Consider the following 26,014-nt stretch of genomic DNA (forward strand, 5'->3'; position numbering starts at 1 on the left):
ATACTTATGAAAAAACTACTTATATCATCAGTCTTTTCCCTATTAACTCTGGCATCATGCAATAATGAAAGCGCTGTCGTCAATACGGTGGAAACTATGAAAACCCCACAGATGGAAAACTTTGACAAAGCTTTTAAAAGCCTTGGTGATCCACAGAACAGACCTACGGAAGAGGAAAGAAAAAGAAATACGTCTGAGCTGAGTGACAGAAGAAAGGCTCTTCTTGTTCCTGCATCTAAAGAATTAATTCTATCCACAGGGGTTACAGAAGCCGAATTAATGAGAAAAACAGGCGGCGACATGAGCCAGATCATTGTTTGGGCAACTCAAATTTACATGCAAAAAAGTGATGAAATCCGTAAAAACATCAAATCTTAAAAATAATTATCATGAAAAAAGTATTAACATTACTGGGATTAGCAGCCTTTTCTTTCGGTTATTCACAAGGAGGAACGCTTATTCTGAACAACTATTCACAATATGATTTCAAAGGATTCATAGTAGCTAATAATTTTGCCGGAGGGTGCTATCCTTACATCAGCTCCAACAATCCGGATATGGTAACGGTTCCCGCCAATTCTCATATTGGCAATGGTCAGGAGCTGAGATATACCAACTACAGAGATCAATTCAATTCTTCCTTATACCCGATGACGGAATGGCACGTCAGCACATCATCTGCGCCCGGCATACCAAGGTTATGGAACCACCCAGCCGTAATGCCCGGCGGGGTTCTTTCAAACAATACAAAATGGGCCACCACCAAATTTGTAATGTATTATCCAGGAACAACAACCCTTGCTCCGGATAATTTTAACGGTGCCATCACTCTTGCCGGCAACTCCAACTGCTACAGTGCCTCTGACAATATGACGACTTCAACAGGAAACAATAGTGCAGAAATATTCACCATAGCAAGTGGTGGAATTACCTATACTTATATCCAAATCTATTAATTTGAATTCCTTATGAAAAAAATATTCACCATTCTTTCCTTAGCATTGTTCTCAGTTGCATATTCCCAAAGCAGTATGATGATTGTTAATAATTATTCTACCACTTACGATTTCCAGGGAAATATCAGTGCTCACAATTTTTCAGGAGGATGCTATCCCTATGTAACATCCAGCACACCTGCGGCGATTACTGTTCCTGCCAATTCGCATACAGGTAATGGTCAGGAACTTGCCTATAAAAATTTCAGAGACCAGTTTACCGGCTCATTGTATCCTACTACAAACTGGACAGTACAGCTGAGCCCTACTACATCCCAGATACGTGCCTGGAACCATCTAAGTATAGCACCCGGAGGAGTTATTGCTTCGAATGTGAAATGGGCTTCTTCACAGTTTCAGATGTATTTTGCAGGAACTTCCACACCGGAACCATCTTTCAGCGGGCTGATCGGAGAATCTCCCGATCCGTGTACAGGTGCCACAGGGTATATATCAACGCCATATGGGGATGCAGAGTGGTTCAATATTACTACAGGAAATGTAGATTATTCTTATTTGCAAATTTATTAGTCAAAAAAATCAAACCTAAATTCTAATTAATTATGAAAAAACTTTTTTTATCGGCAGCTTTTGCCGCTTTAACTCTGGTTTCATGTAACAATGAAGGAAGTGCTGTCAATACGGTGGAAAGTATGAAGACTCCACAGATGGAAAACTTCGATAAAGCTTTCAAAAGCCTGGGAGATCCACAAAACAGACCTACGGAAGAGGAAAGAAAAAGAAATACTTCCGAACTGAGCGACAGAAGAAAAGCTCTTCTCGTTCCGGCTTCCAAAGAATTAATTTTATCCACAGGAGTTACCGAGACCGAATTAATGAGAAAAACCGGTGGCGACATGAGCCAGATTATTGTATGGGCTACGCAGATCTATATGCAAAAGAGTGACGAAATCCGTAAAAACATCAAATCTGATAAATAATGAAAAAGATCTTGTCAATATTAGGTATTGCAGCCTCCATAGCTGCATATGCGCAAGGAACCCTTATTATCAATAATTATACAATTTATGATTACAGGGGAGATGTAATTGCACACAATATGTTTGCCCCATGCTATCCTAGAGTGGTCAACAATGTTCCTATCATAGTGCCCGCCAATTCCAATACAGGAACAGGAACCCAGCTCCAATATGATAACTTCAGGGATCAGTATACTTCTTCTTTGTATCCGATGGCTGAATGGAGTGTCGGAACCTCTCCCAACACCACGAATGTAAGACCATGGGATCACCCGGTTTTAGTTCCCGGAGGTACGTTTTCAAACAATACGAGATGGGGTATAACTAAATTCGGGATGGTATATGCAGGAACCAATAATAATGTTGTTGGTTTTAGTGCTAATATAGCTATAGCAGGAAATCCATGTTATACTTATCCTGATTATTTTACGACCCCAAATGGACTTAACAGCGGGGAAATGTTTATCATTACCAGCGGAAGTAATGTGACCACATATATCCAGCTTTATTAATCAAAAAATCAAATCTAAATTCTAATTAATTATGAAAATTTTTTTTTTATCGGCAGCTTTTGCCGCTTTAACTTTGGTTTCATGTAACAATGAAGGAAATGCTGTCAATACGGTGGAAAGCATGAAAACTCCACAGATGGAAAACTTCGATAAAGCTTTTAAAAGTCTTGGTGATCCGCAAAACAGACCTACCGAAGAGGAAAGAAAAAGAAATACTTCCGAACTGAGCGACAGAAGAAAGGCTCTTCTTGTTCCCGCATCCAAAGAATTAATCCTGTCCACAGGAGTTTCCGAGACCGAATTAATGAGAAAAACCGGTGGCGACATGAGCCAGATTATTGTATGGGCTACACAAATTTATATGCAGAAAAGTGACGAGATCCGTAAGAATATCAAATCTGATAAATAATGAAAAAGTTATTAACCATATTGGGAATCACTGCAACGTCGTTCGCTTATTCCCAAGGGATGTTCATGCTTAACAATTATTCCCCTCACGATTATCACGGAAATCTTATGGCCATCAATCTTAGCGGCTGTGTTCCGGCCGTCATAAACAATGATCCTGCCACAATTATTGTCCCTGCCAATTCACATATGGGCAACAGCCTTGCCTGGAAGATAGATAACTACAGAGACCAGTTCAGTAATTCCCTGTATCCTATCACCAGCTGGCTTGTAACACTTGGGCCATCACCAGCAACCGTAAGACAATGGAATAACCCCAGCCTTATGCCGGGCGGTGTAATCGCCAACAATACCAAGTGGGTGACGTCTAAGTTTGCCATGTATTATGCAGGAACAGGCAACAAGGTTTTCGGATTCAACACGAACCTGGGAGATGCAACCCCGAATACATGCGTCACCAGTGTTGATTATTTTTCTACTCCGGACGGTTCTGCAGAATGGTTTACCATTACAACAGGTACTGAAACAACAACTTATCTACAAATATATCCATGAAAAAAACAGCAGCTTTATTATTGGGTTTAGCGGGAATACTTTCCTCAGCCCAGACTTCTTCTTTTGTATTTAATAACTATAATATCTATGATGCAGTAGGAAGACTGATGACCTGCAGCCCGACTCCCGGACTGATTAAATATATGTATGCCTCTCCAAACGGTACTTTTGGTTCGTATACAATGCCGGCAGGAATTTCTTCATCTTACGCCTCTTTCGGCACCACCGGCCTGGCGCCTTTCCCTATGAATATGATGCAGTGGAATGTGACTGATCCTACCAATACATCCAATAACGCATCTTATCCTTACAATCATAGCTTTATAACATCTACAATGTCAGCTATTAACGAGTGGGCTTCATTTCATTTTACGCTGCGTGACAGCTCCGGAAACGCCATTGATTCCTATCTCGTGGGAGATCCTGCTGTTGCAATTAATGCAGGTGTAACGGCAAACGCATATCAGATAGGTGCCAGCAGCGGGATAGAAGCAGAATGGTTTACCATTACAACATCTACCGGAAAGGTAACCTATTTCAGTATTTATCCATAAAAAAAGCGGAGACTGATCTCCGCTTTTTTATTTTAAACAGTTTGTATTGAATAAAAATCACGAGAAAATCTATAAGCCGGATTTTGTTCTTCCGAAGAAGTGCCTGTTATTTATCTACGTCTTACATTGCTGTAAAACTTGAGCTGATTACCCCTCGGCTTTCAGGACGAGCCGCCCCTATTTCCATTACTGAAAAGAACCGATATACTTATCATTGCACCGCAAAGAGTTTACCTGGTTTCACTACAGCCGAACTGTACCTGCTTTCTGTTGCACTTGTCCTACCCTCACGGGTGACGGATGTTATCCGCTTTGCTGCTCTATGGTGTCCGGACTTTCCTACCCCTGCCGAAACAGGAATCAACAAGCCGATTTTCTCGCGGTTGCAAAGATACACGATAATTTCGACAATTGAGAATGTGGAAACATGCCAATTTGAAATCTTAAAATGCAGGGCCTTTTCAAATGAACAAATTATACGATCATATATCAACAAATTACCGCATTATTATTATCTTCGTGCCATTATATATCTATGACTTCCAGGGAAAAAGAATTTGCGCAGCTTATTAAGGATAATCAGGGCCTGATTATTAAAGTTTCGCGCTTGTATACCAATTCTCTTGAAGATGAAGAAGATCTGTTTCAGGAGATCGTCCTCCAGCTTTGGAGAAGCTACGATTCTTTCAAAGGAAATTCTAAAATTTCTACGTGGATGTACCGCGTAGCGCTTAATACAGCCATTACACTTTTCAGAAAAAAAAGCAAAAGCCTTCTTACGAACGAGCTGGATATCAATCACAGGGATTTTGTAGAGGACGACGACGATAAGCAGCAGCAGATATCGCTTCTGTATACCGTAATTAAAACACTTCCCCATGTAGAAAGAGCAATTGTAATGATGTATCTTGACGACCTGCCTTATAAGGATATTGCAGAAAACCTAGGGATTACCGAAGTTAATGCGCGTGTAAAAATGAACAGATTAAAGAAAACCCTTAAAGAACAGATGCAAAAATATGCCTGATTTTGATTTAGACAGTTTTAAGAAAACATGGCAAGAGCAGCCTGTTCAGCCAAAATACGACAGCAATGAGATTCTTCAGATGCTGAACAAAAAATCACGCAATTACGTGAAGTATATTTTTTGGATCAGCGTGGCAGAATTTTTATTCTTTTCCGTTCTAGGATTATTTTATTTCTTTCAGGACGAGGAGTCGGATAGCTTCCGTAAGATCTTAGAAAAACTGGGAGCTCAGAAAGCCCCTGAAATAGAAACTAATTTTGACCATGCTTATTTAGCCATAAAAATTTTAAGTCTTTTAATTACAGCTTATTTTGTCCTAAAGTTTTATCAGAATTACCGCAAAATAAGGATCGAAGAAAACCTAAAAGGTCTTATTATACGGATCATCAAGTTTAAGAAAACAGTGAATGCTTTTATCCTTATCAGCATCGCGCTGCTGGTAGCTTTTACATTTGTATTCACAGCCTTTATTTTCTATGTATTAAATTCCCAAAACGTACGGCCGGATAATACCAACCTTATTATTGTTATTATTGGAATCATTGTAAGTACGGTATTATGTGTCCTGCTGATCTGGCTCTACTACAGGCTTGTGTATGGGATTATCATTAGAAAACTGGACAAAAATCTAAAACAGCTTAAAGACATAGAATCTCAGGAAAATTAGATAGACAGGCATCATTTCAAGATTTTTCATTAATTTTATTCCACCAAATCTTAAACTATGCCATTATCTTACGTCTATGGAGCCTCTGCTATTCCATTACTGGGACAAACCATTGGAGGGAATCTTAAAAAGACTGTTGAAAAATTCTCAAACCATGAAGCCTTAGTCTGTGTTCATCAGGATTACAGAGCTACCTATCAGGAATTTTATAATCAGACCACCGCTGTTGCTAAAGCTTTAATCTTTTTAGGAGCCAAAGCAGGAGACAGAATCGGAATCTGGGCTTCGAACCGCTATGAATGGGTTTTGCTTCAGTATGCTACAGCCCGGGTAGGTACCATACTGGTCAATATCAATCCTGCTTACAGAACACACGAACTTACATATGTGATCAATCAATCCGGAATTCGGTTTATGTTTTCTTCTTTAAGCTTTAAAACGAGCAATTATAAGGAAATGGTAGAATATGCCAAGGAAGTATGCCCCAGCCTGGAGCATGAAATCTTCTTTGATGACAACTGGGAAGATTTCTTGAACAACGGACAGGATATTTCGGATGATACGCTTCACAGCTTTGAAGAGCATGTACAATTTGATGATCCCGTGAATATTCAGTATACATCCGGAACAACAGGCTTTCCAAAAGGTGTTACTCTTTCCCATCACAATATTTTAAATAACGGATATTTTATCGGCATTCGCTTAAAATACTCGGAGAAAGACCGTGTCTGTATTCCTGTGCCATTCTATCATTGCTTTGGAATGGTGATCGGAAATATATGCTGTACAACCCATGGCGCATGCATGGTGATCCCTAATGACAGCTTTGATCCTGAAATTACTTTAAAAACAGTTTCTGAAGAAAAATGTACCTCCTTATATGGAGTTCCAACAATGTTTATCGCTGAACTGGCTGTGAAGGATTTTCCCTCCTATGATTTTTCAAACTTAAGAACCGGCGTAATGGCTGGGTCTGTATGCCCGCCCGAAATCATGAAAAAGGTGGAAAGCCTGATGAACATTAAAGAAATGAGTATCTGTTACGGAATGACGGAAACGTCTCCGGTTTCTACACAGACGCTGATAGGAACGCCATTGGAAAAACAGGTCAGTACTGTAGGAACCGTGCAGGACCATCTTGAAATAAAGATTATTGATGAAAACGGGAAAACCGTACAACGTGGTGAACACGGCGAATTATGCACCAGAGGCTATTCCGTAATGCTGAAATACTGGAATGATCCGGAAAATACAAAGAAAGTACTGGATGACGCCCGATGGATGCATACCGGCGATATGGCCGTAATGGATGACGATGGCTATATTACCATATCCGGAAGAATAAAGGACCTCATCATTCGCGGCGGTGAAAACATTTCGCCTAAAGAAGTTGAAGATTTCCTATACACTTATCCAAATATACTGGATGTACAGATCATCGGGGTTCCGAGTGAGAAATTCGGAGAGGAAGTCATGGCCTGGGTAAAAGTGAGAAAAGGATTTGAGGTATCAGAAACCGAACTTTTAGAATACTGCCAGGGAAGAATTGCTCATTATAAAGTTCCGAAATACTGGAAATTTGTGGATGAATTCCCAATGACAATATCCGGAAAAATAAGAAAAGTAGAGATGCGTGAGATTTCTATAAAAGAACTGGAACTGGATAAATTGAAACAGCGTTCCTAAGGAAAATATTATAATAAAACTTTGCGTTAAAAATATCTTGCAGATCGAGCATATTTTCACTTTAAAAACAAAAAAGCCCAGAAATACTGGGCTTTACTTATGTATAGAAAACTTATTAAAGTTCTTTTCTTAATCTCGCTACCGGAATATTGAGCTGTTCGCGGTATTTAGCGATCGTTCTTCTGGCAATATTATAGCCCTGCTCTTTCAGCATCACTACCAGCGCATCATCTGTAAGGGGTTTTCTTTTATTCTCCTTTCCGATTACTTCCTGAAGATGAGTCTTGATTTCTTTGGTAGAAACTTCTTCACCATCATCATTGGTCAGGCTGTCAGAGAAAAGATCTTTCAGATAAACAATTCCGTTCGAGGTATCTGCATATTTACTTTTTACTACCCTTGAAATGGTAGAAATATCAAATCCGGTAATATCAGCAATGTCTTTCAAGATCATTGGCCTCAGTGATTTTTCGTCACCAGTAATAAAATAATCCTTCTGAAATTTTACGATAGCTGTAATCGTCTGCAACAGGGTGTTCTGGCGCTGGTTAATAGCATCTATATACCATTTTGCCGCATCTAATTTCTGTTTGATGAATAACGCCGCCTGTTTATGTTCAGAAGAGTTTTTATCGTGCGAATAGGTAGTTAAAATATCTTTATATTCTTCAGAAACTCTTAGAGTTGGCGCATTTTTACTGTTAAGCATCGGAATTACCATCCCATCTTTCACCTGGATCACAAAATCCGGAATAATTTCCTGATTAATGGTGATCGTCTGTGTATCAAAGTTTCCTCCTACTTTTGGTGAAAGTTTGGAAATCTCGTCCAAAGCATCTTTAAGGTCATCTTCTTCGATATCATATTTCTGGATAATCTTGTTATAATGCTTATTGGTAAGAGCATCGAACTGATATCTTAAAATATTGGCAGCCAGAGAAACCGCTTTATCAGAGCTTACTTTTTTCTCAATCTGAAGCAGCAGACATTCCTGAAGACCTCTTGCTCCTACTCCTGGCGGATCAAGCTTCTGAATATAATTCTCCAGAATATCTTCCACTTTTTCTTTGGTAGTATAAATTCCCTGAGAAAAAGCAAGGTCATCTACAATCGCTTTGATCTCTCTTCTTAAATATCCATCAGTGTCTAAATTTCCAATCACATATTCAGCAATCTTCTCGTCTTCTTCATTGATATTGACCAAATGGATCTGCTCCAGTAGATAGTCGTACAAGGACTGCCCTTCGGTAAGAAGACTTTCGTTGTCGAATTCTTCATCGTCAGGAGAATAGTTGCTTGATGCAGTTTTATAGCTAGGTTCGTCATCGTAAATATACTCGTTGACGTCAAAATCCGTTTGAATACTTTCTGTTCCTTCATCCTGATAAGCATCTTCAAGAGAAGAATATTCATCTTCTTTAGGATCTTCCTTTACAATTTCCAAAGCAGGATTTTCCTCTAGCTCTCTTTCCAGCTCCTCTTCAAATTCCAGTGTATGAAGCTGAATAAGCTTCATCAACTGAATCTGCTGAGGCGCCAGCTTCTGTCCTAATTTGAGTTGTAAGTGTTGTTTAAGCATATTAGTCGTTGTGTTTTAACATAACATATCTACGAATTTAATAAATTAATTCGACAAAAAACACATTTAGCATGATTTTTGCATTAACTTATTAACATAATAAACTATTAGAAAATAAAAAAAGCCTTAATTTTTATATTAAGGCTTTTTTATTGATCTAGAACTCAGCACTTTTCGGCGTTCTAGGGAAAGGAATTACATCTCTGATATTGGTCATTCCTGTTACGAAAAGAACCAGTCTTTCCAATCCCAAACCAAAGCCTGCATGCGGTACAGAACCGAATTTTCGGGTATCTAGGTACCACCAAAGCTCGTGCTCGTCTACATGCATATCTGCCATTTTCTGTTTAAGTACGTCCAATCTTGCTTCTCTCTCTGATCCTCCGATGATCTCTCCGATACCTGGGAAAAGAACGTCCATTGCTGCAACGGTCTTATTGTCATCGTTTAGTTTCATATAGAAAGCTTTGATCTCTTTAGGATAGTCGAACAATACTACCGGGCTTTCAAAGTGTTTTTCCACCAGGTATCTTTCATGTTCAGACTGAAGGTCCGTTCCCCAGTTTTCAACCGGATACTGGAATTTTCCTTTTTTATTTTCTTTTGAGTTCATCAGGATCTCAATTGCTTCCGTATAGCTTACACGTTTGAAACGTTTAGCTATAACATTCTGAAGTTTTTCGATAAGTCCTTCTTTTGCTCTGTCTTTTTCTGGTTTTCCTTTCTGCTCTTCCTCAAAACGTTTGTCCAGGAACTCAAGATCATCTTTACAATTGTCCAGAACATACTGGATCACATATTTTAAGAAATCTTCTGCAAGGTCGATATTGTCTTCAAGGTTGTTAAATGCCACTTCCGGCTCTATCATCCAGAATTCAGCAAGGTGTCTTGTTGTATTTGAGTTTTCCGCACGGAAAGTAGGTCCGAATGTATAAATTCTGCCCAGCCCCATTGCTGCAGTTTCTCCTTCAAGCTGTCCGGAAACCGTCAGGTTGGTCTTCTTTCCGAAGAAATCCTGTGCAAAATCAATTTCACCGTCTTCAGTTCTTGGGATATTGTTTAGGTCAAAGTTCGTTACTCCAAACATTTCTCCTGCTCCTTCCGCATCGGCTCCTGTAATCACGGGTGTGTTAATATAGAAGAACTGGTTTTTGTTAAAGAATGAATGCACCGCAAAGCTAACCGCATGACGCACTCTGAAAACAGCTCCGAATAAATTCGTTCTGAATCTTAAATGGGCCTGATCTCTCAGAACTTCCAGAGAGTGTTTTTTAGGCTGAAGAATCGTTTTATCTCTGTCTTCCGTAAAGTTATCTCCTAAAATAATAATTTTTTTAGCTACAATCTCCACATTCTGTCCGGCTCCCTGACTTTCTACAACTTCACCTACTACCTTTAATGAGGCAGCTGTACTGATTTTACTGATAATTTCTTCATCGAAATTTTCAAAATCAACAACAATTTGCAAATTATTAATTGTAGAACCATCATTTAGTGCTATAAAGCGATTGGCGCGGAATGTTCTTACCCAACCGTAAACCGTAATGTCATGATGTAATACTTTCTTGTAATCCTGTAGGATTTCTTTAATCGTCTGCTTTTTCATTTGTTGATTATAAATTTTCTTATAAAAATTAACGTCTGCAAAGTTACAAAAAAACAGCGCAACTTGGTGATTACGCTGTCCTTTAAAAAAATCATTTATCAAAATATTGAATCTAAAACTATGCTATGGATATTATTTAAAGTAAATTGGGAGCTTGGAAACTGGAAGAAGGAAGCTGGAAGTGACTGTATGTTCGTGATTGGCATCCTTGTCAAGGTTTTGAACCTTGACAAGGATAAGACTTAGACAGTTCACCAAGCTGCAAAAAGTCAATGAAAACGAGTGACAGTAATACTTTTAAACTTCCCGCTTCCTTAGATACAATCTCTAATTAAAGAATACGGTTTTCTTCCGTTCTTTTCCGTTTCTGATTTTCCAGGCGTGATAGGAACTTGGTACATCGTATTGCCATTTGGGAAGCAGCAGAACAATCAAAATAACATCAATATGAGATACAAATCCTAATCCTACCGCCAGATAAAACGCCCAGTTTGTTTGTTGAAATCCTATTAAATAGGTAAAAGCAATCAGCAGACTCAAACCCCACATTTTTGACAAAAAAGCGTGGGTACAGGTTTCTTTTCCAAATTTCCAGATACTGACAACATAGCAAAGCGCTTCCATGATGAAGATTAAAAGAATTCCCTGCCATTCATTTTTAATCAATCCAGGATTGAGAAAATAGGACGCAAATCCCAATGAAAGCCAGAAAATCAGATCGGTCTGGCTGTCTAGTCTTCTTAACTTTTCTGAGGAAATACCGATCTTTCGGGCAATAATTCCATCGAAGATATCCGTTAATAACCCTAAATACATTAAAGCTACAATTAAGAACCTTGATTCTGTGCCTTTATAATACGCCAATAACAGAATAACCGGAGCAAGGATAAATCGGGTTGCGATAAGCAGATACGGTAGCTTTTTCATGACTTTTTATTTTTAAAATTCCAATTAATCAGGGGAAGTTTTCTTTTTTCATTCTCGTTCCAAAAACCGATCTGTATCCCCCTTGAATCTTTACACACATTAATCAAGGCTATCTGGACGCCTCTGCATTTTTGACTCACATTCGCAAAAGTAGAAATGGCAACACCTTTTGTGGTATGGTGAAAGTTGTACAGCGGCGAAACGGCAGCCCCGTTAGTTACCGATGGTGCACTTATATTACTGGATAAACTTAATTCCAGACCGTTGGTGACGGTAGGCTCCATATTGATGATAGAGAGTTGCATTCCGTTAATTGTATTCATTTTAGCAGGTAAGGGTTCAAAATCAACATCATTAATTGCCCAATTATCAATGGATGCAATATTGACGAGAAGCAATACAGGAAAAAAAAATCCCAATCCATTAAACCCCAAGCCAACGCCATTTACTTTCTTAGGCTGTAGTTCATTATCAATTTCATCATAATATTTAATCAACATTCCATTAACCTTTTTAGTTTCTTTCGAAGGGGAAAAAGCGATAAACTTAGTCTTATCCGATGTAGTAATCAAGCTATCCTGAGCACCGATAACACTTCCTGTAAAAAGGCCGATCATTATCAAAAGCTTTATTTCCATAACTTATTGTTTTAAAATTATACTTCAAAAGTATCTGTGGAAAACACAAATCTGAATGCGAAAAAAAATTAAAATAAAGAAGTATATTTGTGAAAATCACAAAAACATGTATCAGGAACTTTTACTTAAGGAAATCCGCAGAAAAATTGGTAACAAATCTTTAAATGATGAGATTGCCAATATCCTCAATATAAGTTATGATGCGGCACACAGAAGGACATCTATAAAGGCTAAATTCAGTTTTGAAGAAGCTTTGGAACTGGCCAAATATTATCAGATTTCCCTCAATCAATTTATCACCTCGGATCAACAGATTGTGGTTCAGAAAACCTCAGTGGTGAACGAAACAGAAGACTTGCAGTCATTCTTCCAGAATAATCTCAGCATCTTTGAAAATCTGCCGCTTTCTGATGAAATGACCATCTATTATTCTGCGAAAGATATTCCTTTTTTCTATACGCTTTCAGATACTTTACTCTCCCGTTTTAAAATTTATGTCTGGATGAATCTGCTTAACGCGAAACAGGTTTTCGTTCCCTTTCTGCAGTTCTCGCCTCCTTATTTTGAATCCAACACACAGGAGCTCAAGAAAAAATACGAAGCACAAAGCATAGTGGAACTGTGGAATGACAGGACTATTTCCAGTATTTTGCAACAGATTTTATTTTATTACGAAACCGGACTTTTACGAAAAAATGAAGGTGAAATTATTCTGCAAGAGCTCAAAGAACTTATAGAATACATTGAACAGAAGACCGAAAACAATCCAAAGTTTCACCTGTATGAAAACGAACTGATGCATCTTTCCAATGACATTTTTTTTCACCATCCGCACCAATCCCTTTTTGCTATACCTGTGAATATGTTTGGGTATATTTTGATAAATGATGAGAAAACCTGTGGTGAAGCGATAAATTATTTTGAGCATCAGATTAAAAATTCAAAGTCTCTGAACACTTCCGGAAACCGCGACAGAAAAATATTTTTCAATAAAATGTATGAGCAGGTTGAAAATTTAAAACAAAAACTATAATATGAAAAGCCTCCATAATGGTGAATTTTTCGGAAAGACCAATGAAACCCTGCGTTTCGATGGACTGACTATTACGGATACGGAATATACGCATCCTTACGTCGACTGGCACTATCATGAAAATGCTTATTTCACTTTTATGCTGCAGGGAAATATGACAGAAGGAAACAAAAAAGAAACTTATGACTGTCCCGCCGGAACGCTGCTTTATCATCATTGGGAAGATGCCCATTACAACATCAAACCAGATATCTTTACAAGAGGATTTCATCTTGAAATTACTGAAAACTGGTTTGAACAATTTCAGATTTCAAAAAATTCTATTGAAGGAAGCTTTAATTTGAAAAATCCGGCTTTAAAACTGTTAATGTACAGGATTTTCAGAGAAACGAAATTGAATGATCCGTCTTTTGAACTTTCTGTTCATGAGCTTTTATTCAACATTTTCAGCGAATTATCCGATAGGGCTCAGAACTCTGATAAAAAACCAAGCTGGGTAAACAAAATTGATGAAATACTCCATGAAAGCTTTACGGAAAAACTGAACCTGACAGATCTTTCTAAAACTATAGATATACATCCGGTTCATTTGAGCCGGGATTTCCAGAAACATTTTCATTGCAATTTAGGAGAATATATAAGAAAACTGAAGATCAATAAATCCATAACACTTCTCAACACTTATCCGTCTTTAGCTGAAGTAGCTCTGGAATGCGGTTTTGCAGATCAAAGTCATTTCATCAGATCATTCAAACAAAATACAGGAATTACCCCGTTACAGTATAAAAACCTTCTCAAGAAATAACAATGTTAATTTCGTTCTATTTTTTCTAAGGACGACTTTATATTTTTGCTTAGATAAAATATCAAAATGAAATCTATTCTACTGTTTGTTTTGCTTCTTAGTTTCGGACTCTCTTCAGGGCAGTCCAAAAATAGTATAGCCCCCGACACCATCATACATCCTCTGCATAAAAAATACATCAACAAAATTGTTTTCCTGGATAAGACCGTCTCTCCAGACCAGATAAAAGAATCTGATTTTCTCAAAACAATAGTATTTCAGGAAGATAAAGACCTTGACATCCGTATTTTTATGGACAATTCTTTGGTTAATTATTTACATCAGCTTGATTCCTCTTTATCACCAGATGAATTACTGAAAAAAGGAAATTATCAATTCAGTTTCTATGTTGACGAAAAGCTGATCTACACTGAAAACCTGAATACCGGAGCAGGAATTTCAGAAGATAAAAAAAAGAAAACTACCTTTAGAATTCCTCTATTAAGTTCAAAAAATGAAGATTCGTGGGGAAAATATATGTGGATGAGATTTTATCTGGGTAATGGCGGAATTGATGCACTGGAGGAAGGAAATCATGTTTTGAAAATTGAAGTCAAACCTTATTTAAAAACTTCATCCCTAAAAGTTGGAAATACTATTGCTGCAGGTGAAATTCACATAACAGTTCCTCACAAAAATAGCTCGGAGCAGCAAATTGCCATTCAAAAGATACAACCTAACAGCGGCTGGAAAGTGTCTGATGAAAAATTGGATCAGGAAAAAATCAGGCTTTTAAATACAAAAATTGCAGAAAACAGGTTCAGAGATATCACCAGTATTGTGGTCATCAAAAATGAAAAGCTTCTTTTGGAAGAATATTTCAGCCAGTCCGGAAGAGATTCTTTGCAGGACACGCGTTCTGTAGGAAAGTCTTTTGCCTCGGCTCTGATGGGTATTGCCATTAATGACGGATATTTTAAAAGTGAAAATCAAATGCTGAAAGAATTTTATGATCTGAAGCAATTCAAAAATTATTCGCCTCGAAAAGATAGCATTACTATCAAAAGCCTGCTGACGATGAGTTCCGGATTTGACGGAAATGATGCAGACGAAAGCTCTCCCGGCAATGAGGAAAATATGTATCCTACAGAGAATTGGGTGAAGTTTGCCCTGGATCTGCCTACAACACAAAACAAGCCCGGAAAAACCTGGAATTATTTCACTTCAGGTGTGGTACTGACCGGAGATATTTTAGATAAAAAAGTTCCTAAAGGCCTTGAAAATTATGCTGAGAAAAAGTTATTTCAACCTCTTGGAATCACGAATTACAAATGGCAGTTTACCCCACAGCAGAAGCCTTCTCTGGCTGGTGGACTTCGTATGAGAGCATTGGATTTTGCAAAATTCGGGCAGCTTTATAAAAATAACGGAATATGGAACGGCAAAAATATCATTGACAAAAACTGGATCAAGAAATCTTTCACTAATTATTTTCCGAATGATCATGATTTTGAAGGGTATGGCTATTTATTCTGGAGGAAAATTTATAAAGTGGGAAACCAGAATTTTGAGGCCTACCAATCCAGTGGAAACGGTGGTAACAAGATTATCATATTCACAGAAATTCCTGTTGTGATCGTAGTTACAGCAAAAGCTTACAACAGACCTTATGCCCATATACAGGTAGAAAAAATTGTTCAGGAGTATTTGCTTCCGGCCATTAATAATAAACAATGAGTAATAGTCTCCCATAGTTTTCCCGGAAGTATGACCTGATTAATTATAGTATTTATAGGATGTATAAAATTGGAGAAAGATTCGCGTCTGATCCTATACAAATCAAAGCGGAGAAATATTTTTCAGGAAGTAAATTGAAAGAGGGTAAGTTTCAGATCTATTATCTGAGAAGCTGATTATTCGTCTTTTTTAGAAGAAACTAAAAAGACGTCGATAAGTCCTTCCGGAAGCTGCATTTTGATGAATCTTTCTTCCCGGTTCACCTCAAGGATCCAGTCTTTGATGATCGGAATTACCACTTCTTTTCCGTCCAGATTGGTCACGAAATAGTTTTGGGCAGTCTGGTCATTTACAGATCTTATCACACCGCATTCTTTATCGTTTTCATCAAGGATATCGAATCCGATGATCTCATGATAATAAAACTGCTTTCCTGAAAGTTTTGGCAGGGTAGCAAGCGGTAAGTAAACGTTTTTCCCTAAAGATTGGTCTACTAATGCTTCGGAAGAGTTTTTAAAGGCAAGATTCAGAGCATCATTTTTACTCCATGCCGATTTGGCAATAAAAAATGGAACCAATAATCCGTTGATTTCAACGAATATTGATTCCAATTTATTGTAAAGCTCGGGCTGGTCGGTATCCAGTTTAAGGATAACGTTTCCCGCAAGGCCATGTCTGCGTGTGATTTTTCCTAATAAATAGCAATCTTCTTTACGCATACAGGATTATTCTTAAGCTTCAGTGTTTTCTTCAGTTTCAGCAGCAGGAGCTTCTCCTTCTGTAGCTTCAGCAACTTCTTCAGCAGGTGCGTTAGCAGCCTCTTCAGCAGCTTTAGCATCAGCCTCAGCTTGTGCAGCAGCAGCAACTCTGGCTTCGTTTACTTTAGCTTCAGCTTCTAAAGCAGCTTTCTTAGCATCAGCCTGAGCTTTAGATAAACCTTCTACTTTACCTTGTACTTTTTGTTCTTTAGATTCTACCCAAGCATTGAATCTTTTTTCAGCTTCAGCTTCGTCAAAAGCTCCTTTAGCAACACCACCTTGTAAGTGTTTTTTGTAAAGGGCACCTTTATAAGAAAGGATCGCTCTTGCAGTATCAGTTGGCTGAGCACCGTTGTTTAACCACTTTACAGCAGAATCAACGTTCAAATCGATAGTTGCAGGGTTAGTAATTGGGTTGTAAGTTCCTAGCTTCTCGATGAATCTACCATCTCTTCTAGCTCTAGAATCTGCAACCACGATGTGGAAGAAAGGCTTACCTTTTTTACCGTGTCTTTGTAATCTGATTTTTACTGACATAATGTTGTGAATTTTATGGGAACTCGTCCCAGTTAAATATTTAAGAGTGCAAAGATATATAAAAAATTTTATCCAACAATTATTAAATGTAACAATTTATCAATCTAGCAATATAACAGTGTTTTTTGGTTCTCTTAAACTAGAAATTCATTGGTAAATTATCCAACTTTTATATAGTTACTTTAATCTACTTTTCCCATATAAAAAAGTCCCAGGCATTTCTGGTTTTCCTCAATGGTTAAAGATTCTTTAAGGTGGTTTACAATAGCGGGAGAACTCCAGTAACAGCCTATATTATTGGCTGTACAGGTAAGGTACATATTCTGAACGGCCATGGAAACAGCAGCAATCTCTTCCCATTCCGGAACCATACCACTGAAATTGACCACAATGGAAACAACAGCATCTGCTTTATTGATTTTAAAACCAATGTCCTGATATTTCTTCTCCAAAAAAGTCTGTTCGGGTTGTGTTGCTTTGTAAATAGCCTGCATTTCTGAAGCCAATTTTGCTTTTTCCTCTCCTTTAAAAATCTTAAAACGCCACGGTTTTGTACGTTTATGATTAGGGGCTAAGGTTGCGGAGTGTAGAATTTCATCCAGGATTTCCTGGGATATTTCCGTTTCAGAATAATCTTTTGGAAAGATGCTTCTCCTCTGCTCTATGATTTGTTTTAAAATTTCTGCATGATTCATACTGCAAATTTACAATATGTAATTGAATGCATTCTATTGATTTATGCCTGATTTTTCAATAGTAAATTTTGTTTTCTGTTCATTTTATAATTCGTGAATAGAAATGAAAGGATTTGAGAGTTTGAGGGTATCTGAGTTTACAAATTATCTGGCATTTTGATTCTTGGCTCTTGCATTCTCAATCAAATCACCTCTACAATCTTCTGGTGGATATTATTCAATGTAAAAGCATCGCCGGATTTCATTCCCATCATTTTTTTAGCCATAGGGCTTTCCGGGGAAATAGCGTAAAAACGGTCGCCTTCATAAAAGAATTCTCCCAATGAAACCGAAATATAGAAACGGGCTTTGTTAGTAATTACCAGGGAACCCAGCTGTATCTTTTCTGTAGAAGTGTTCAGAACTTTTGACATATTTCTTTTAAGATCATTCAAAGCGCCCAGCTGACGTTGCATCTGATAAATTTCTTCCTGCATTTCCTCCCTCATACTGTCATATTTTGGGGTCTTTTTAATATCACGGCTTGCTTCCAGGGTAAACTCGATAAAATTTTTAAGTTTTTCTATTTTTTCAGAAATAACTGTTTTCACATAATTTCTTATATCACTTTTTTCAAATACGATCTTCTCCATGAATCTAATCTTTACATAAAGATAATAATTTTTTAAAATAACCTGAGCCCGGATAATAAAATGTGTGGTCCCAAAAAAAGCCTTGCATTTCTACAAGGCTTATATCTTTATTTTTCAGCAATCTTTTTAAGATTTCCCAACCCCTGGTCAAACATCTTTTTCATATTCATATCCATCATAGGTTTCATGATCTTCATCATGGTAGTCAGTTCATAATCAATTGCCCAGGTTACTTTGGTTCCGTTTCCGTCAGGAGTTAACACAAAAGCAGTTTTAGCGTCACTTTCAAAAGGTTTGATAAAATGAAGTTTTGTAATTAATTTTTCATTGGGTACAATTTCAGTGATGGACTGCTCGCCCTCTCCTACCTGATCATTCCCTTTCCAGTGGTAGGAATCTCCCACTTTGTCGCCGGCTCCGGAATAGGTAATTACGATATCCTTGTCCGCTTTGGAAAAAGGATCCCAGACATTGTATTCTTTTAATGAGCCAACATGCTGCCACACTTTTTCTTTCGGTGCATTGATCACGACTGATTTCTCAAAGTGATAATTTTTATCGAAAACCAGCAGTGCAATAATTGCATATACTACGGCTAAAAGGATGATTACGCCAAGGATTTTTAAGAGTGTTTTCATAGTTTTTGATTATTTTGAGTTATTTTGTTTTAATTTTTTAACTCTAGCAGTTTAATAGCTGTCCAAAGTTTATAATTCCCTGTTTTCAAAATTAGTCATTCCACCCTCGCCGGCTCTTTTCATATGACAAGATTATTAAAGATAAAGTTTTTTTGTCACATCTCGATATCCGGGCATTATTTTTGTGGATTTCAGCTCTGATTCCCAATGAATCATTAAATTTACCTTTCATATAAAAATCGAAAAATGAATATTTTAACAGAGAAATTCAATACACCATATCATGCAGCGCCTTTTAACGGCATTAAAAATGAAGATTTTCTTCCTGCTTTTACGGAACTGATCAAAAAATCTGAAGACGAAATCAATGCTATTGTCAGTAATCCCGAGGCACCTACTTTTGAGAATGTCATTGAAGCATTGGCTTATTCAGGTGAGCAGCTGGATGTGGTCTCAAATATTTTTTTCAATTTAAATTCTGCAGAAACAAGTGACGAAATTCAAAAGATCGCCCAGGAAGTTTCTCCGCTTTTAACCGAATATTCTTCAAAGATCTCTCAAAATGAAGCTCTTTTCAGTAAGATTAAAAAAGTATACGACGAAAAAGAAAAATACCATCTGAATGAAGAACAAAAAATGCTGTTGAACGAAACTTATAAAGGTTTTGTAAGAAGTGGCGCTCTGCTGAATGAGGAGGATAAAGAAAAGCTGCAGAAGATCAATATGGATCTGTCTTTGAAGTCACTTCAGTTCGGGCAGAATGTTTTAGCATCTACCAATTCTTATTTTAAACATATTATCAATAAAGAAGAGCTCGCAGGAATTCCGGAAGCCATCCTTGAGCAATATGCTGATGAAGCAAAAGAAAGGGAACTGGAAGGCTGGGTGGTTACATTACAGTATCCAAGCTATATTCCATTCATGACCTATGCTGAAAACCGTGAGCTGAGAAGGGAAATTGCTCTGGCCAATGGTAAAAAATCTTTTGACAGTGGAGAATTTGACAACCAGGAGCTCATCAAGGAGCTTCTGCAGTTAAAGCAGCAGAAAGCTGAATTATTGGGCTATCAGAATTATGCAGATTATGTTCTCGAAGAAAGAATGGCAAAATCTCCGGCAAAAGTTTTTGATTTTTTAAATGAACTTTTAACGAAAGCAAAGCCTTATGCAGATAAAGAGATTGAAGAGCTGAAATCCCTTGCCAAAGCAGACAGAATAGATGAATTGCAGGGATATGATCATACTTTCTACGCAGAAAAGCTGAGAAAACAGAAATATGATTTTAATGATGAAGAACTGAAGCCGTATTTCCCTTTGAACCAGGTACAGGAAGCTGTTTTCGGCCTGGCAGGAAAACTTTTCGGACTTAGTTTTGAGGAAAGAAATGATATTCCGAAATACCATGAGGATGTGAAAGTATATGAGGTTTCTGAGGCTGGAAGTGTGAAGGTGGAAGATGGAAAAGAGCAGCCTGAAAAGAAGTTCAAAGCATTGCTTTATGTAGACTATTTTCCAAGAAAAGGCAAAAGAGCCGGAGCATGGATGACCAGCTATAAAAATCAGTATAAAAAAGACGGCGAAAACTCCCGGCCGCATATTTCTATTGTCTGCAATTTCAGCAAGCCAACAAAAGATACCCCAAGTCTACTGACATTCCAGGAAGTGACAACCTTATTTCACGAATTCGGGCATGCGCTTCATCGGATGATGGCAGATACACAATATCCAAGCCTTTCCGGAACTTCTGTGAAATGGGATTTTGTAGAACTTCCATCTCAGTTTCTGGAAAATTTCTGCTACGAGCCTGAGTTTTTAAAAACATTTGCCAAACATTATAAAACAGGCGAAGTTCTTCCGGATGAAAAGATCGAAAAGATTGAACAGTCTAAAAATTTCATGGAAGGTTACCAAACCATGAGGCAGCTTGGTTTTGGACTTCTGGATATGAACTATCATACAAAAGTTGAAGAATTAGAAGGTGAAAGCGTGAAGGCTTTTGAGGATAAATATACAAAAGCAACAACACTTTATCCTGTTAATCCTGAAACCGCTATGAGTCCAAGTTTCTCTCATATTTTCCAGGGTGGATATTCTGCCGGCTATTATTCTTACAAATGGGCAGAAGTTCTGGATGCAGATGCATTCCAATATTTTAAAGAGACCGGAATTTTCAATCCTGAAACTGCTGCAAAATATAAAGTTCTTCTTTCTTCCGGCGGAACAAAGGATCCGATGGAGTTGTATAAGAGTTTCAGAGGAAGTGAGCCAAAAGTGGAGAGTTTGTTGAAAAGGGCGTTTGGATAATCAATATATTAATTAATTTATAAAAAGAACAGTGAATAGCTGTTCTTTTCTTGTTTAAACCTGAACCATAGAGTAAAAACAAGTGTTTCAATCTGAATTTTAATTTGCATCTCTATAAAAATGTATAAATTAGCCTGAATATATAGCCTTAAAAATAAAAAAACAGGGCCCGTTAGAATATAATGGATGATAATAAAAAAACAATATGGAAAAACAATTTTATGCAGTTTATTTAAACCCCTCAAGACCTGACTTTGCTACGACCATGACAGACCATGAAAGGGCAATTATGATGGAACATGTTGCTTACTGGACAGAAAAAATGCAGCAAGGAAAAGTATATGCTTTCGGGCCTGTTATGGATCCAAAAGAAATTTACGGATTGGGAGTTATAGCGGTAGAAAATGAACAAGAGTTAAAAGACTTCATTGTCAATGACCCGGCAGGAGAAATAAATACATATGAATATTTCCCAATGAAGGCTGTAGTGCCGAAGCATTTTACATAGTGATTTTATATGAACATACAGGAATACATCAAAGAATATATCACAAGTCAGCCTGAGCCAAAACGAAGTGACATGCAAGAGCTGCACCGCATCATTCAGGAAATCATGTCAGAATGTAAACTATGGTTCTTGGATGGTAAAAACGATGAAGGTAAAACTGTTGCCAATCCTAATATTGGATATGGACTTTACACCATACACTATGCTGATGGAAAAATCAAAGAGTTTTATCAAATCGGGCTCAGTGCAAACACAACCGGAATTTCTGTTTATATCCTTAGCATCAAGGATAAGGCTTACTTAGCTGAAACGTATGGAAAAACAATCGGCAAGGCAAGCGTGACCGGGTATTGCATTAAGTTCAAGGCTTTAAAAGATATCAACATTAACGTGCTTGAAGCAGCCATACGGGATGGATTTGAGGCAAAGTAACACCATCACAAAAACTACAACAAAGAACAAACTGAAATTTCTTTACCCTCAGCATACGTCTTTCCCCAATCGCAAAGGCTTTCCAGAATAGGAACTAAGTCCTGACCTTTATTGGTCAAAACATACTTAACCCCAATAGGAACAGTTTCGGGAATTTCTTTCTTGACAATTACTGCGTGTGTTTCCAATTCTTTGAGTTGCCTGCTCAAGACCTGCTCAGAAATATTCGGCAGCTCCTTTTTCAGCAAATGAAAGCGGTTGTTTCCCTGTGAAATGGAATAAACAATTTGTGACTTCCAACGGCCGCCAATCATTGCTATTGCTGAATTTAATTCACAGACTTGAAATAAGAACTGCTCATTTATCGCATTGGTGGAATTTTCTTTACGCATAACTCATCATTTTAACAGCTCACAATTTTGTTCGTTATTGTATACGACAAATTGCTTGCCGAATTTTGCAATAAAAATACAAAATATGAGCAAAGTAATTTTTACGATCATTGGATTATTGACTGCAATTTCATTAAAAGCACAGGAAAAATGGATTATAAAATCTGAATATTTAGCACAACCAGACACCATTCTGGTTTTTAAGCCAAAGGCATATAATAAAACAGAAAAATTTCCTTTGGTGTATCTTTTACACGGTTACAGCGAAAATTACAAACAATGGTCACAAACTACAGATTTACAAAAAATGGCCGATCAATATGGTTTTATTATTGTTACTCCCGACGGTTTTACCTCTTATTACATCAATAGCCCGATCAACAAAGGTTCGCAGTATGAAGATTTTTTCTTCAAAGAATTAGTCCCGAAAGTGCATCATTCATTTAATATTGATGATAAGAATATCTTCATCAGCGGTTTAAGCATGGGTGGTTACGGTGCCTTGCGGTATTTTATTTTACATCCTGATTACTTTAATACAGCAGGTTCCACAAGCGGGGCCCTGGAAATTGATTATCTGAATTTTCAGAAGGTAAGCCAGCAATTCTGGCAGAACAACAGAATGCCAGAGGACCTGACAAAAAAGTTGGGTAATCCGAAAACCACAAATTGGAATCAATTCAGTATATCTACTCTTTTGAAACAGCATCCGGATTTTAAAAGAGCCTTTATTTTTGACTGCGGAACAGAAGACATTTTATATTCAAATTCCATCAGTTTGAAACAACAAACCGAAAGTCTGAAAATCCCGGTAACTTTTATCAGCCAGCCGGGTGACCATAATACGGAGTACTGGAGCAGGTCTATTGAGCATCATTTCGTATATTTCCAGCAGCATTTGATAAGATAGTAAACCAAAAGCAGGTGAAAAATGACTTAAAATCAATAGATTAAAAGTAAAAGTTAATCAGGTTCTTTCTCCTGGACATTTATAAATTCACCATTTTTCACAACAACCTGGTTGCCCCATTCTGTAATTGCCTCTAAAACAGGGATAAAAGTTTTTCCAAGATCTGTTAAACTGTACATTACTTTAATAGGCGGTTTTTTACCAAAAACTTTTCTTGATACTAAACCGTCTTTTTCTAATTGCTTTAACTGTAAGCTCAACGTCATTTCGGTAACTGTTGCCAGCTCTTTACGAAGTTCGCTATATCTTTTAGATTCGTCTTTCAAATGGTAAAGTATAACTGTTTTCCACTTTCCACCTACCAAATCCATGGTAAGGCTTACTGTACAAGGATATATTTTCCCTTTCAATTTCACGTGATCCCCAATGCATTCTGTTTTCATTTTAATGTTATTTAGCCTATCTGTTTAGATAGTTATTGCATATTCAGTGTACTAAAAATAATTTTGTAACTCAATTAATTATAGTACAAATTTAGAAAAAATGAAAATACTTATTATTCTTGCTCATCCTGAAGAAAAAAGTTTCAATGCAGCTATGTTCAACACTGCGATCAGCACTTTAGAAAATGAAGGCCACGAAGTCAAAACAACTAACTTATATCAAGATAACTACCAGCCTGTAAGCGGAAAAGGAAATTTCACCCGGTTAAAAAATACAGATTATTTCAAACAGCAGGACGAAGAGGTATTTGCCTTACAGCAGTCTACATTCATGCCGGATATTATATCTGAACAGGAAAAAATCGAATGGTGTGAAATGATGATCTGGCAGTTTCCTTTGTATTGGTTTTCGGTCCCTGCCATCTTAAAAGGCTGGATCGACAAGGTTTTTACAATGGGGAAATTCTATGATAACGGAAAAATTTTTGACAATGGATTTTCTGCAGGGAAAAAAGCAATGCTCTCTGTGACGACCGGCGGTCCTGAAAAAAATTATGTAGATGACAGATATGGACATATAAATTCAATCTTGTTTCCAATACATCGCGGAATTCTCGAGTTTCTTGGCTTTTCAGTGGTACAGCCGGAAGTAGTTTATTCCGTAGAGCGACTTACTGAAAAGGAGAGGAAAAGTGTATTAGATACCTGGTCAAAAAGATTAATCAATATTGAGGAGGAAATCATAAAGGATTAAAAAAACAACCGGATTGAAATAGTACATTTGTATTGACCATAAAGCCCACCACCATAATACATCCGAAAAATTGAAAAATACACTAAGCCTAATAATCCTATTTTTAACTTCCATCCATTTATATTCTCAAAAAACATACGTCTTTTTTGGTTCATTTAACCGGAATAAAACAACAGAAGGATTGTATGTGTACAAATTGGACACCATAAAAGGAAGATTATCCAAAGTAACTTCTGTAAAAGGAATTTTAAATCCATCATTTCTGACTGTATCCCCAAACGGTCAAAACATTTTTGTCTGTACAGAGAGTAAAACGCCCAATGCAGGAAGTGTCAGCAGCTTTAAATTCAACCCTAAAGATGAAACACTTACTTTTATAAACAGCCAGAAAAGCGGTGGTGAAAATCCAGTTTACGTAACTGTTCATAAAAATGGTAAATGGTTAGTTAATTCCAATTATACCGAAGGCAGCGTTTCTGTATATCCATTGTCTGAAGATGGAACGATACATCCATATGTACAGAATTTTCAGTTTTCAGAGGGAAGTATCAATAAAGGAAGACAGGACAGGTCGCATATCCACGCAGCTGTTTTTTCTCCGGAATTCAAGCAGCTGTTTTTACCAGATCTCGGTGCCGATAAAATCAGGTCTTATAGGTTTGACACTGATAAAACAGAGCCTCTTCAACTGGCAAATCAACCGTATATACAATCCGCATTAGGAAGTGGGCCAAGGCACTTTACCTTTCATCCCAACGGAAAATTTGCCTATTGTATCAATGAGTTATCTGGAACTATCAATGCCTATCGGTATGAAAACTCCGGTATGGAAAGTATTCAGATAATTAATGCACATACAGACCAATACAAAGAGCAGTTTGAAAGTTCTGATATTCACATTTCCCCGGATGGTAAATTTCTATACGCTTCTAACCGCGGATACGAAAATAATATCGCTATTTTTTCAATCCTTGAAGACGGAACATTAAAAAACATTGGTTATCAGCCGACTTTCGGGAAACAGTTAAGAGTTTTTGATATGGATGAGACCGGAAAATTTTTAATTGTAACCAATGCAGCCACCGGAAATGTTTTTGTATTTAGGCGTAACCCTGAAACTGGTTTATTAAAAAAAATGGGAGGAAGAACAAAAATTGATGGAGTTTCCAGTGTGAAAATCAGAAAGTATTAATTCAAAAAAAGATTCTCTGAATTCATTGCTTTTAGTTTTATTTATTCAGATTCATTATTTTATGATTTAGTAACAAATAGGATTGTATTGATACTTATAAATCAGAAAACCCAATAAAAAATATCATCAAA

Annotated in this window: 31 protein-coding genes and 1 other RNA gene; 20 read left to right on the top strand and 12 right to left on the bottom strand. The window is 37.3% G+C overall.

Features of this window, described 5'->3' with window-relative positions; translation table 11 throughout:
• Positions 1 to 6: 6 nt before the first annotated feature.
• From LC418_RS17270 to LC418_RS17305, 8 genes are read left to right on the top strand one after another with little or no spacing between them, the layout of a single operon-like run.
• Positions 7 to 378, top strand: a complete 372-nt coding sequence (locus LC418_RS17270; RefSeq protein ID WP_223560048.1) for a hypothetical protein — start codon at positions 7 to 9, stop codon at positions 376 to 378.
• A gap of 11 nt (positions 379 to 389) precedes the next feature.
• Positions 390 to 956, top strand: a complete 567-nt coding sequence (locus LC418_RS17275) for a hypothetical protein (protein ID WP_223560049.1) — start codon at positions 390 to 392, stop codon at positions 954 to 956.
• A 12-nt stretch (positions 957 to 968) separates the two neighbouring features.
• On the top strand, positions 969 to 1,526 hold the full coding sequence (locus LC418_RS17280; protein ID WP_223560050.1) for a hypothetical protein: 558 nt from the start codon (positions 969 to 971) through the stop codon (positions 1,524 to 1,526).
• A 32-nt stretch (positions 1,527 to 1,558) separates the two neighbouring features.
• A complete protein-coding gene (locus LC418_RS17285) occupies positions 1,559 to 1,936 on the top strand; it encodes a hypothetical protein (RefSeq protein ID WP_111956480.1) in 378 nt (125 codons plus the stop codon).
• Complete coding sequence (locus tag LC418_RS17290) at positions 1,936 to 2,487, top strand: hypothetical protein (protein ID WP_111956478.1); 552 nt, start codon at positions 1,936 to 1,938, stop codon at positions 2,485 to 2,487. Before LC418_RS17285 ends, LC418_RS17290 begins: the two co-directional genes overlap by 1 nt.
• 31 nt (positions 2,488 to 2,518) lie before the next feature.
• Positions 2,519 to 2,896: a hypothetical protein gene (locus LC418_RS17295; protein WP_223560051.1), complete on the top strand. Its 378-nt coding sequence runs from the start codon at positions 2,519 to 2,521 to the stop codon at positions 2,894 to 2,896.
• Positions 2,896 to 3,450, top strand: coding sequence for a hypothetical protein (locus LC418_RS17300; protein ID WP_223560052.1), 555 nt, complete (start codon positions 2,896 to 2,898; stop codon positions 3,448 to 3,450). Before LC418_RS17295 ends, LC418_RS17300 begins: the two co-directional genes overlap by 1 nt.
• A complete protein-coding gene (locus LC418_RS17305; RefSeq protein WP_223560053.1) occupies positions 3,447 to 4,004 on the top strand; it encodes a hypothetical protein in 558 nt (185 codons plus the stop codon). The genes LC418_RS17300 and LC418_RS17305 overlap by 4 nt, the downstream gene beginning before the upstream one ends.
• Positions 4,005 to 4,060: 56 nt before the next feature.
• Here LC418_RS17305 and rnpB read toward each other — a convergent pair.
• Positions 4,061 to 4,384, bottom strand: an RNA gene (gene rnpB, locus LC418_RS17310) — RNase P RNA component class A.
• Between the two features lie 155 nt (positions 4,385 to 4,539).
• Here rnpB and LC418_RS17315 point away from each other — a divergent pair.
• From LC418_RS17315 to LC418_RS17325, 3 genes are read left to right on the top strand one after another with little or no spacing between them, the layout of a single operon-like run.
• Positions 4,540 to 5,031 carry an RNA polymerase sigma factor gene (locus LC418_RS17315; protein ID WP_111956470.1) on the top strand — a complete coding sequence of 164 codons (492 nt, stop codon included), beginning with the start codon at positions 4,540 to 4,542 and terminating at the stop codon, positions 5,029 to 5,031.
• Complete coding sequence (locus tag LC418_RS17320) at positions 5,024 to 5,698, top strand: beta-carotene 15,15'-monooxygenase (RefSeq protein ID WP_223560054.1); 675 nt, start codon at positions 5,024 to 5,026, stop codon at positions 5,696 to 5,698. Before LC418_RS17315 ends, LC418_RS17320 begins: the two co-directional genes overlap by 8 nt.
• Positions 5,699 to 5,755: 57 nt before the next feature.
• Positions 5,756 to 7,384, top strand: coding sequence for an AMP-binding protein (locus LC418_RS17325; RefSeq protein ID WP_223560055.1), 1,629 nt, complete (start codon positions 5,756 to 5,758; stop codon positions 7,382 to 7,384).
• A gap of 115 nt (positions 7,385 to 7,499) precedes the next feature.
• Here LC418_RS17325 and rpoN read toward each other — a convergent pair whose 3' ends face one another.
• The 4 genes from rpoN to LC418_RS17345 form a co-directional block, all read right to left on the bottom strand.
• Positions 7,500 to 8,963, bottom strand: a complete 1,464-nt coding sequence (rpoN, locus tag LC418_RS17330) for an RNA polymerase factor sigma-54 (RefSeq protein WP_111956464.1) — start codon at positions 8,961 to 8,963, stop codon at positions 7,500 to 7,502.
• A gap of 157 nt (positions 8,964 to 9,120) precedes the next feature.
• Complete coding sequence (gene asnS / locus LC418_RS17335) at positions 9,121 to 10,569, bottom strand: asparagine--tRNA ligase (protein ID WP_111956462.1); 1,449 nt, start codon at positions 10,567 to 10,569, stop codon at positions 9,121 to 9,123.
• A 327-nt stretch (positions 10,570 to 10,896) separates the two neighbouring features.
• Positions 10,897 to 11,496 (bottom strand): CDP-alcohol phosphatidyltransferase family protein, encoded by a 600-nt coding sequence (locus tag LC418_RS17340; RefSeq protein WP_223560056.1) that lies wholly within the window; start codon positions 11,494 to 11,496, stop codon positions 10,897 to 10,899.
• Positions 11,493 to 12,134 carry a hypothetical protein gene (locus LC418_RS17345; RefSeq protein WP_223560057.1) on the bottom strand — a complete coding sequence of 214 codons (642 nt, stop codon included), beginning with the start codon at positions 12,132 to 12,134 and terminating at the stop codon, positions 11,493 to 11,495. The genes LC418_RS17340 and LC418_RS17345 overlap by 4 nt, the downstream gene beginning before the upstream one ends.
• 106 nt (positions 12,135 to 12,240) lie before the next feature.
• Here LC418_RS17345 and LC418_RS17350 point away from each other — a divergent pair, with 106 nt between their 5' ends.
• The 3 genes from LC418_RS17350 to LC418_RS17360 all read left to right on the top strand — a co-directional run bounded on the left by LC418_RS17350 (position 12,241) and on the right by LC418_RS17360 (position 15,688).
• Positions 12,241 to 13,167: an XRE family transcriptional regulator gene (locus LC418_RS17350; protein WP_223560058.1), complete on the top strand. Its 927-nt coding sequence runs from the start codon at positions 12,241 to 12,243 to the stop codon at positions 13,165 to 13,167.
• Position 13,168: 1 nt separating this feature from the next.
• Positions 13,169 to 13,972: a helix-turn-helix domain-containing protein gene (locus LC418_RS17355; protein ID WP_223560059.1), complete on the top strand. Its 804-nt coding sequence runs from the start codon at positions 13,169 to 13,171 to the stop codon at positions 13,970 to 13,972.
• 66 nt (positions 13,973 to 14,038) lie between these two features.
• Positions 14,039 to 15,688 carry a serine hydrolase domain-containing protein gene (locus LC418_RS17360; RefSeq protein WP_223560060.1) on the top strand — a complete coding sequence of 550 codons (1,650 nt, stop codon included), beginning with the start codon at positions 14,039 to 14,041 and terminating at the stop codon, positions 15,686 to 15,688.
• Between the two features lie 176 nt (positions 15,689 to 15,864).
• On the opposite strand, the gene rimM is transcribed toward LC418_RS17360, so the two are convergent.
• The 5 genes from rimM to LC418_RS17385 all read right to left on the bottom strand — a co-directional run bounded on the left by rimM (position 15,865) and on the right by LC418_RS17385 (position 18,948).
• Positions 15,865 to 16,407 (bottom strand): ribosome maturation factor RimM, encoded by a 543-nt coding sequence (gene rimM / locus LC418_RS17365; RefSeq protein WP_111956450.1) that lies wholly within the window; start codon positions 16,405 to 16,407, stop codon positions 15,865 to 15,867.
• A gap of 12 nt (positions 16,408 to 16,419) precedes the next feature.
• Complete coding sequence (locus LC418_RS17370) at positions 16,420 to 16,983, bottom strand: 30S ribosomal protein S16 (RefSeq protein ID WP_111956448.1); 564 nt, start codon at positions 16,981 to 16,983, stop codon at positions 16,420 to 16,422.
• 182 nt (positions 16,984 to 17,165) lie between these two features.
• Complete coding sequence (locus LC418_RS17375) at positions 17,166 to 17,678, bottom strand: nitroreductase family protein (protein WP_223560061.1); 513 nt, start codon at positions 17,676 to 17,678, stop codon at positions 17,166 to 17,168.
• A 182-nt stretch (positions 17,679 to 17,860) separates the two neighbouring features.
• A complete protein-coding gene (locus LC418_RS17380; protein WP_223560062.1) occupies positions 17,861 to 18,310 on the bottom strand; it encodes a hypothetical protein in 450 nt (149 codons plus the stop codon).
• A 107-nt stretch (positions 18,311 to 18,417) separates the two neighbouring features.
• Entirely contained in the window at positions 18,418 to 18,948 is a 531-nt protein-coding gene (locus LC418_RS17385) for an SRPBCC family protein (RefSeq protein ID WP_111956444.1), read from the bottom strand.
• 246 nt (positions 18,949 to 19,194) lie between these two features.
• Here LC418_RS17385 and LC418_RS17390 point away from each other — a divergent pair, with 246 nt between their 5' ends.
• The 3 genes from LC418_RS17390 to LC418_RS17400 all read left to right on the top strand — a co-directional run bounded on the left by LC418_RS17390 (position 19,195) and on the right by LC418_RS17400 (position 22,192).
• The gene (locus tag LC418_RS17390) at positions 19,195 to 21,252 is read left to right on the top strand and encodes a M3 family metallopeptidase (RefSeq protein WP_223560063.1); all 2,058 of its coding nucleotides are present in this window, start codon (positions 19,195 to 19,197) and stop codon (positions 21,250 to 21,252) included.
• Positions 21,253 to 21,457: 205 nt separating this feature from the next.
• Positions 21,458 to 21,760, top strand: coding sequence for a YciI family protein (locus LC418_RS17395; protein ID WP_223560064.1), 303 nt, complete (start codon positions 21,458 to 21,460; stop codon positions 21,758 to 21,760).
• A 72-nt stretch (positions 21,761 to 21,832) separates the two neighbouring features.
• The gene (locus tag LC418_RS17400; RefSeq protein WP_223560065.1) at positions 21,833 to 22,192 is read left to right on the top strand and encodes a DUF1801 domain-containing protein; all 360 of its coding nucleotides are present in this window, start codon (positions 21,833 to 21,835) and stop codon (positions 22,190 to 22,192) included.
• Positions 22,193 to 22,206: 14 nt separating this feature from the next.
• Here LC418_RS17400 and LC418_RS17405 read toward each other — a convergent pair whose 3' ends face one another.
• Entirely contained in the window at positions 22,207 to 22,584 is a 378-nt protein-coding gene (locus LC418_RS17405; protein ID WP_111956436.1) for a winged helix-turn-helix transcriptional regulator, read from the bottom strand.
• A gap of 85 nt (positions 22,585 to 22,669) precedes the next feature.
• On the opposite strand from LC418_RS17405, the gene LC418_RS17410 reads away from it, so the two are divergent.
• Positions 22,670 to 23,494, top strand: coding sequence for an alpha/beta hydrolase (locus tag LC418_RS17410; RefSeq protein ID WP_223560066.1), 825 nt, complete (start codon positions 22,670 to 22,672; stop codon positions 23,492 to 23,494).
• Between the two features lie 53 nt (positions 23,495 to 23,547).
• Here LC418_RS17410 and LC418_RS17415 read toward each other — a convergent pair whose 3' ends face one another.
• Positions 23,548 to 23,937: a winged helix-turn-helix transcriptional regulator gene (locus LC418_RS17415; RefSeq protein ID WP_223560067.1), complete on the bottom strand. Its 390-nt coding sequence runs from the start codon at positions 23,935 to 23,937 to the stop codon at positions 23,548 to 23,550.
• 100 nt (positions 23,938 to 24,037) lie between these two features.
• On the opposite strand from LC418_RS17415, the gene LC418_RS17420 reads away from it, so the two are divergent.
• Positions 24,038 to 24,691 carry an NAD(P)H-dependent oxidoreductase gene (locus tag LC418_RS17420; RefSeq protein WP_223560068.1) on the top strand — a complete coding sequence of 218 codons (654 nt, stop codon included), beginning with the start codon at positions 24,038 to 24,040 and terminating at the stop codon, positions 24,689 to 24,691.
• 70 nt (positions 24,692 to 24,761) lie between these two features.
• Positions 24,762 to 25,883 (top strand): lactonase family protein, encoded by a 1,122-nt coding sequence (locus LC418_RS17425; protein WP_223560069.1) that lies wholly within the window; start codon positions 24,762 to 24,764, stop codon positions 25,881 to 25,883.
• Positions 25,884 to 26,014: the final 131 nt, after the last annotated feature.

The sequence above is a fragment of the Chryseobacterium lathyri genome, from assembly GCF_019970085.1.
In the GTDB taxonomy this organism is placed as follows: domain Bacteria; phylum Bacteroidota; class Bacteroidia; order Flavobacteriales; family Weeksellaceae; genus Chryseobacterium; species Chryseobacterium lathyri.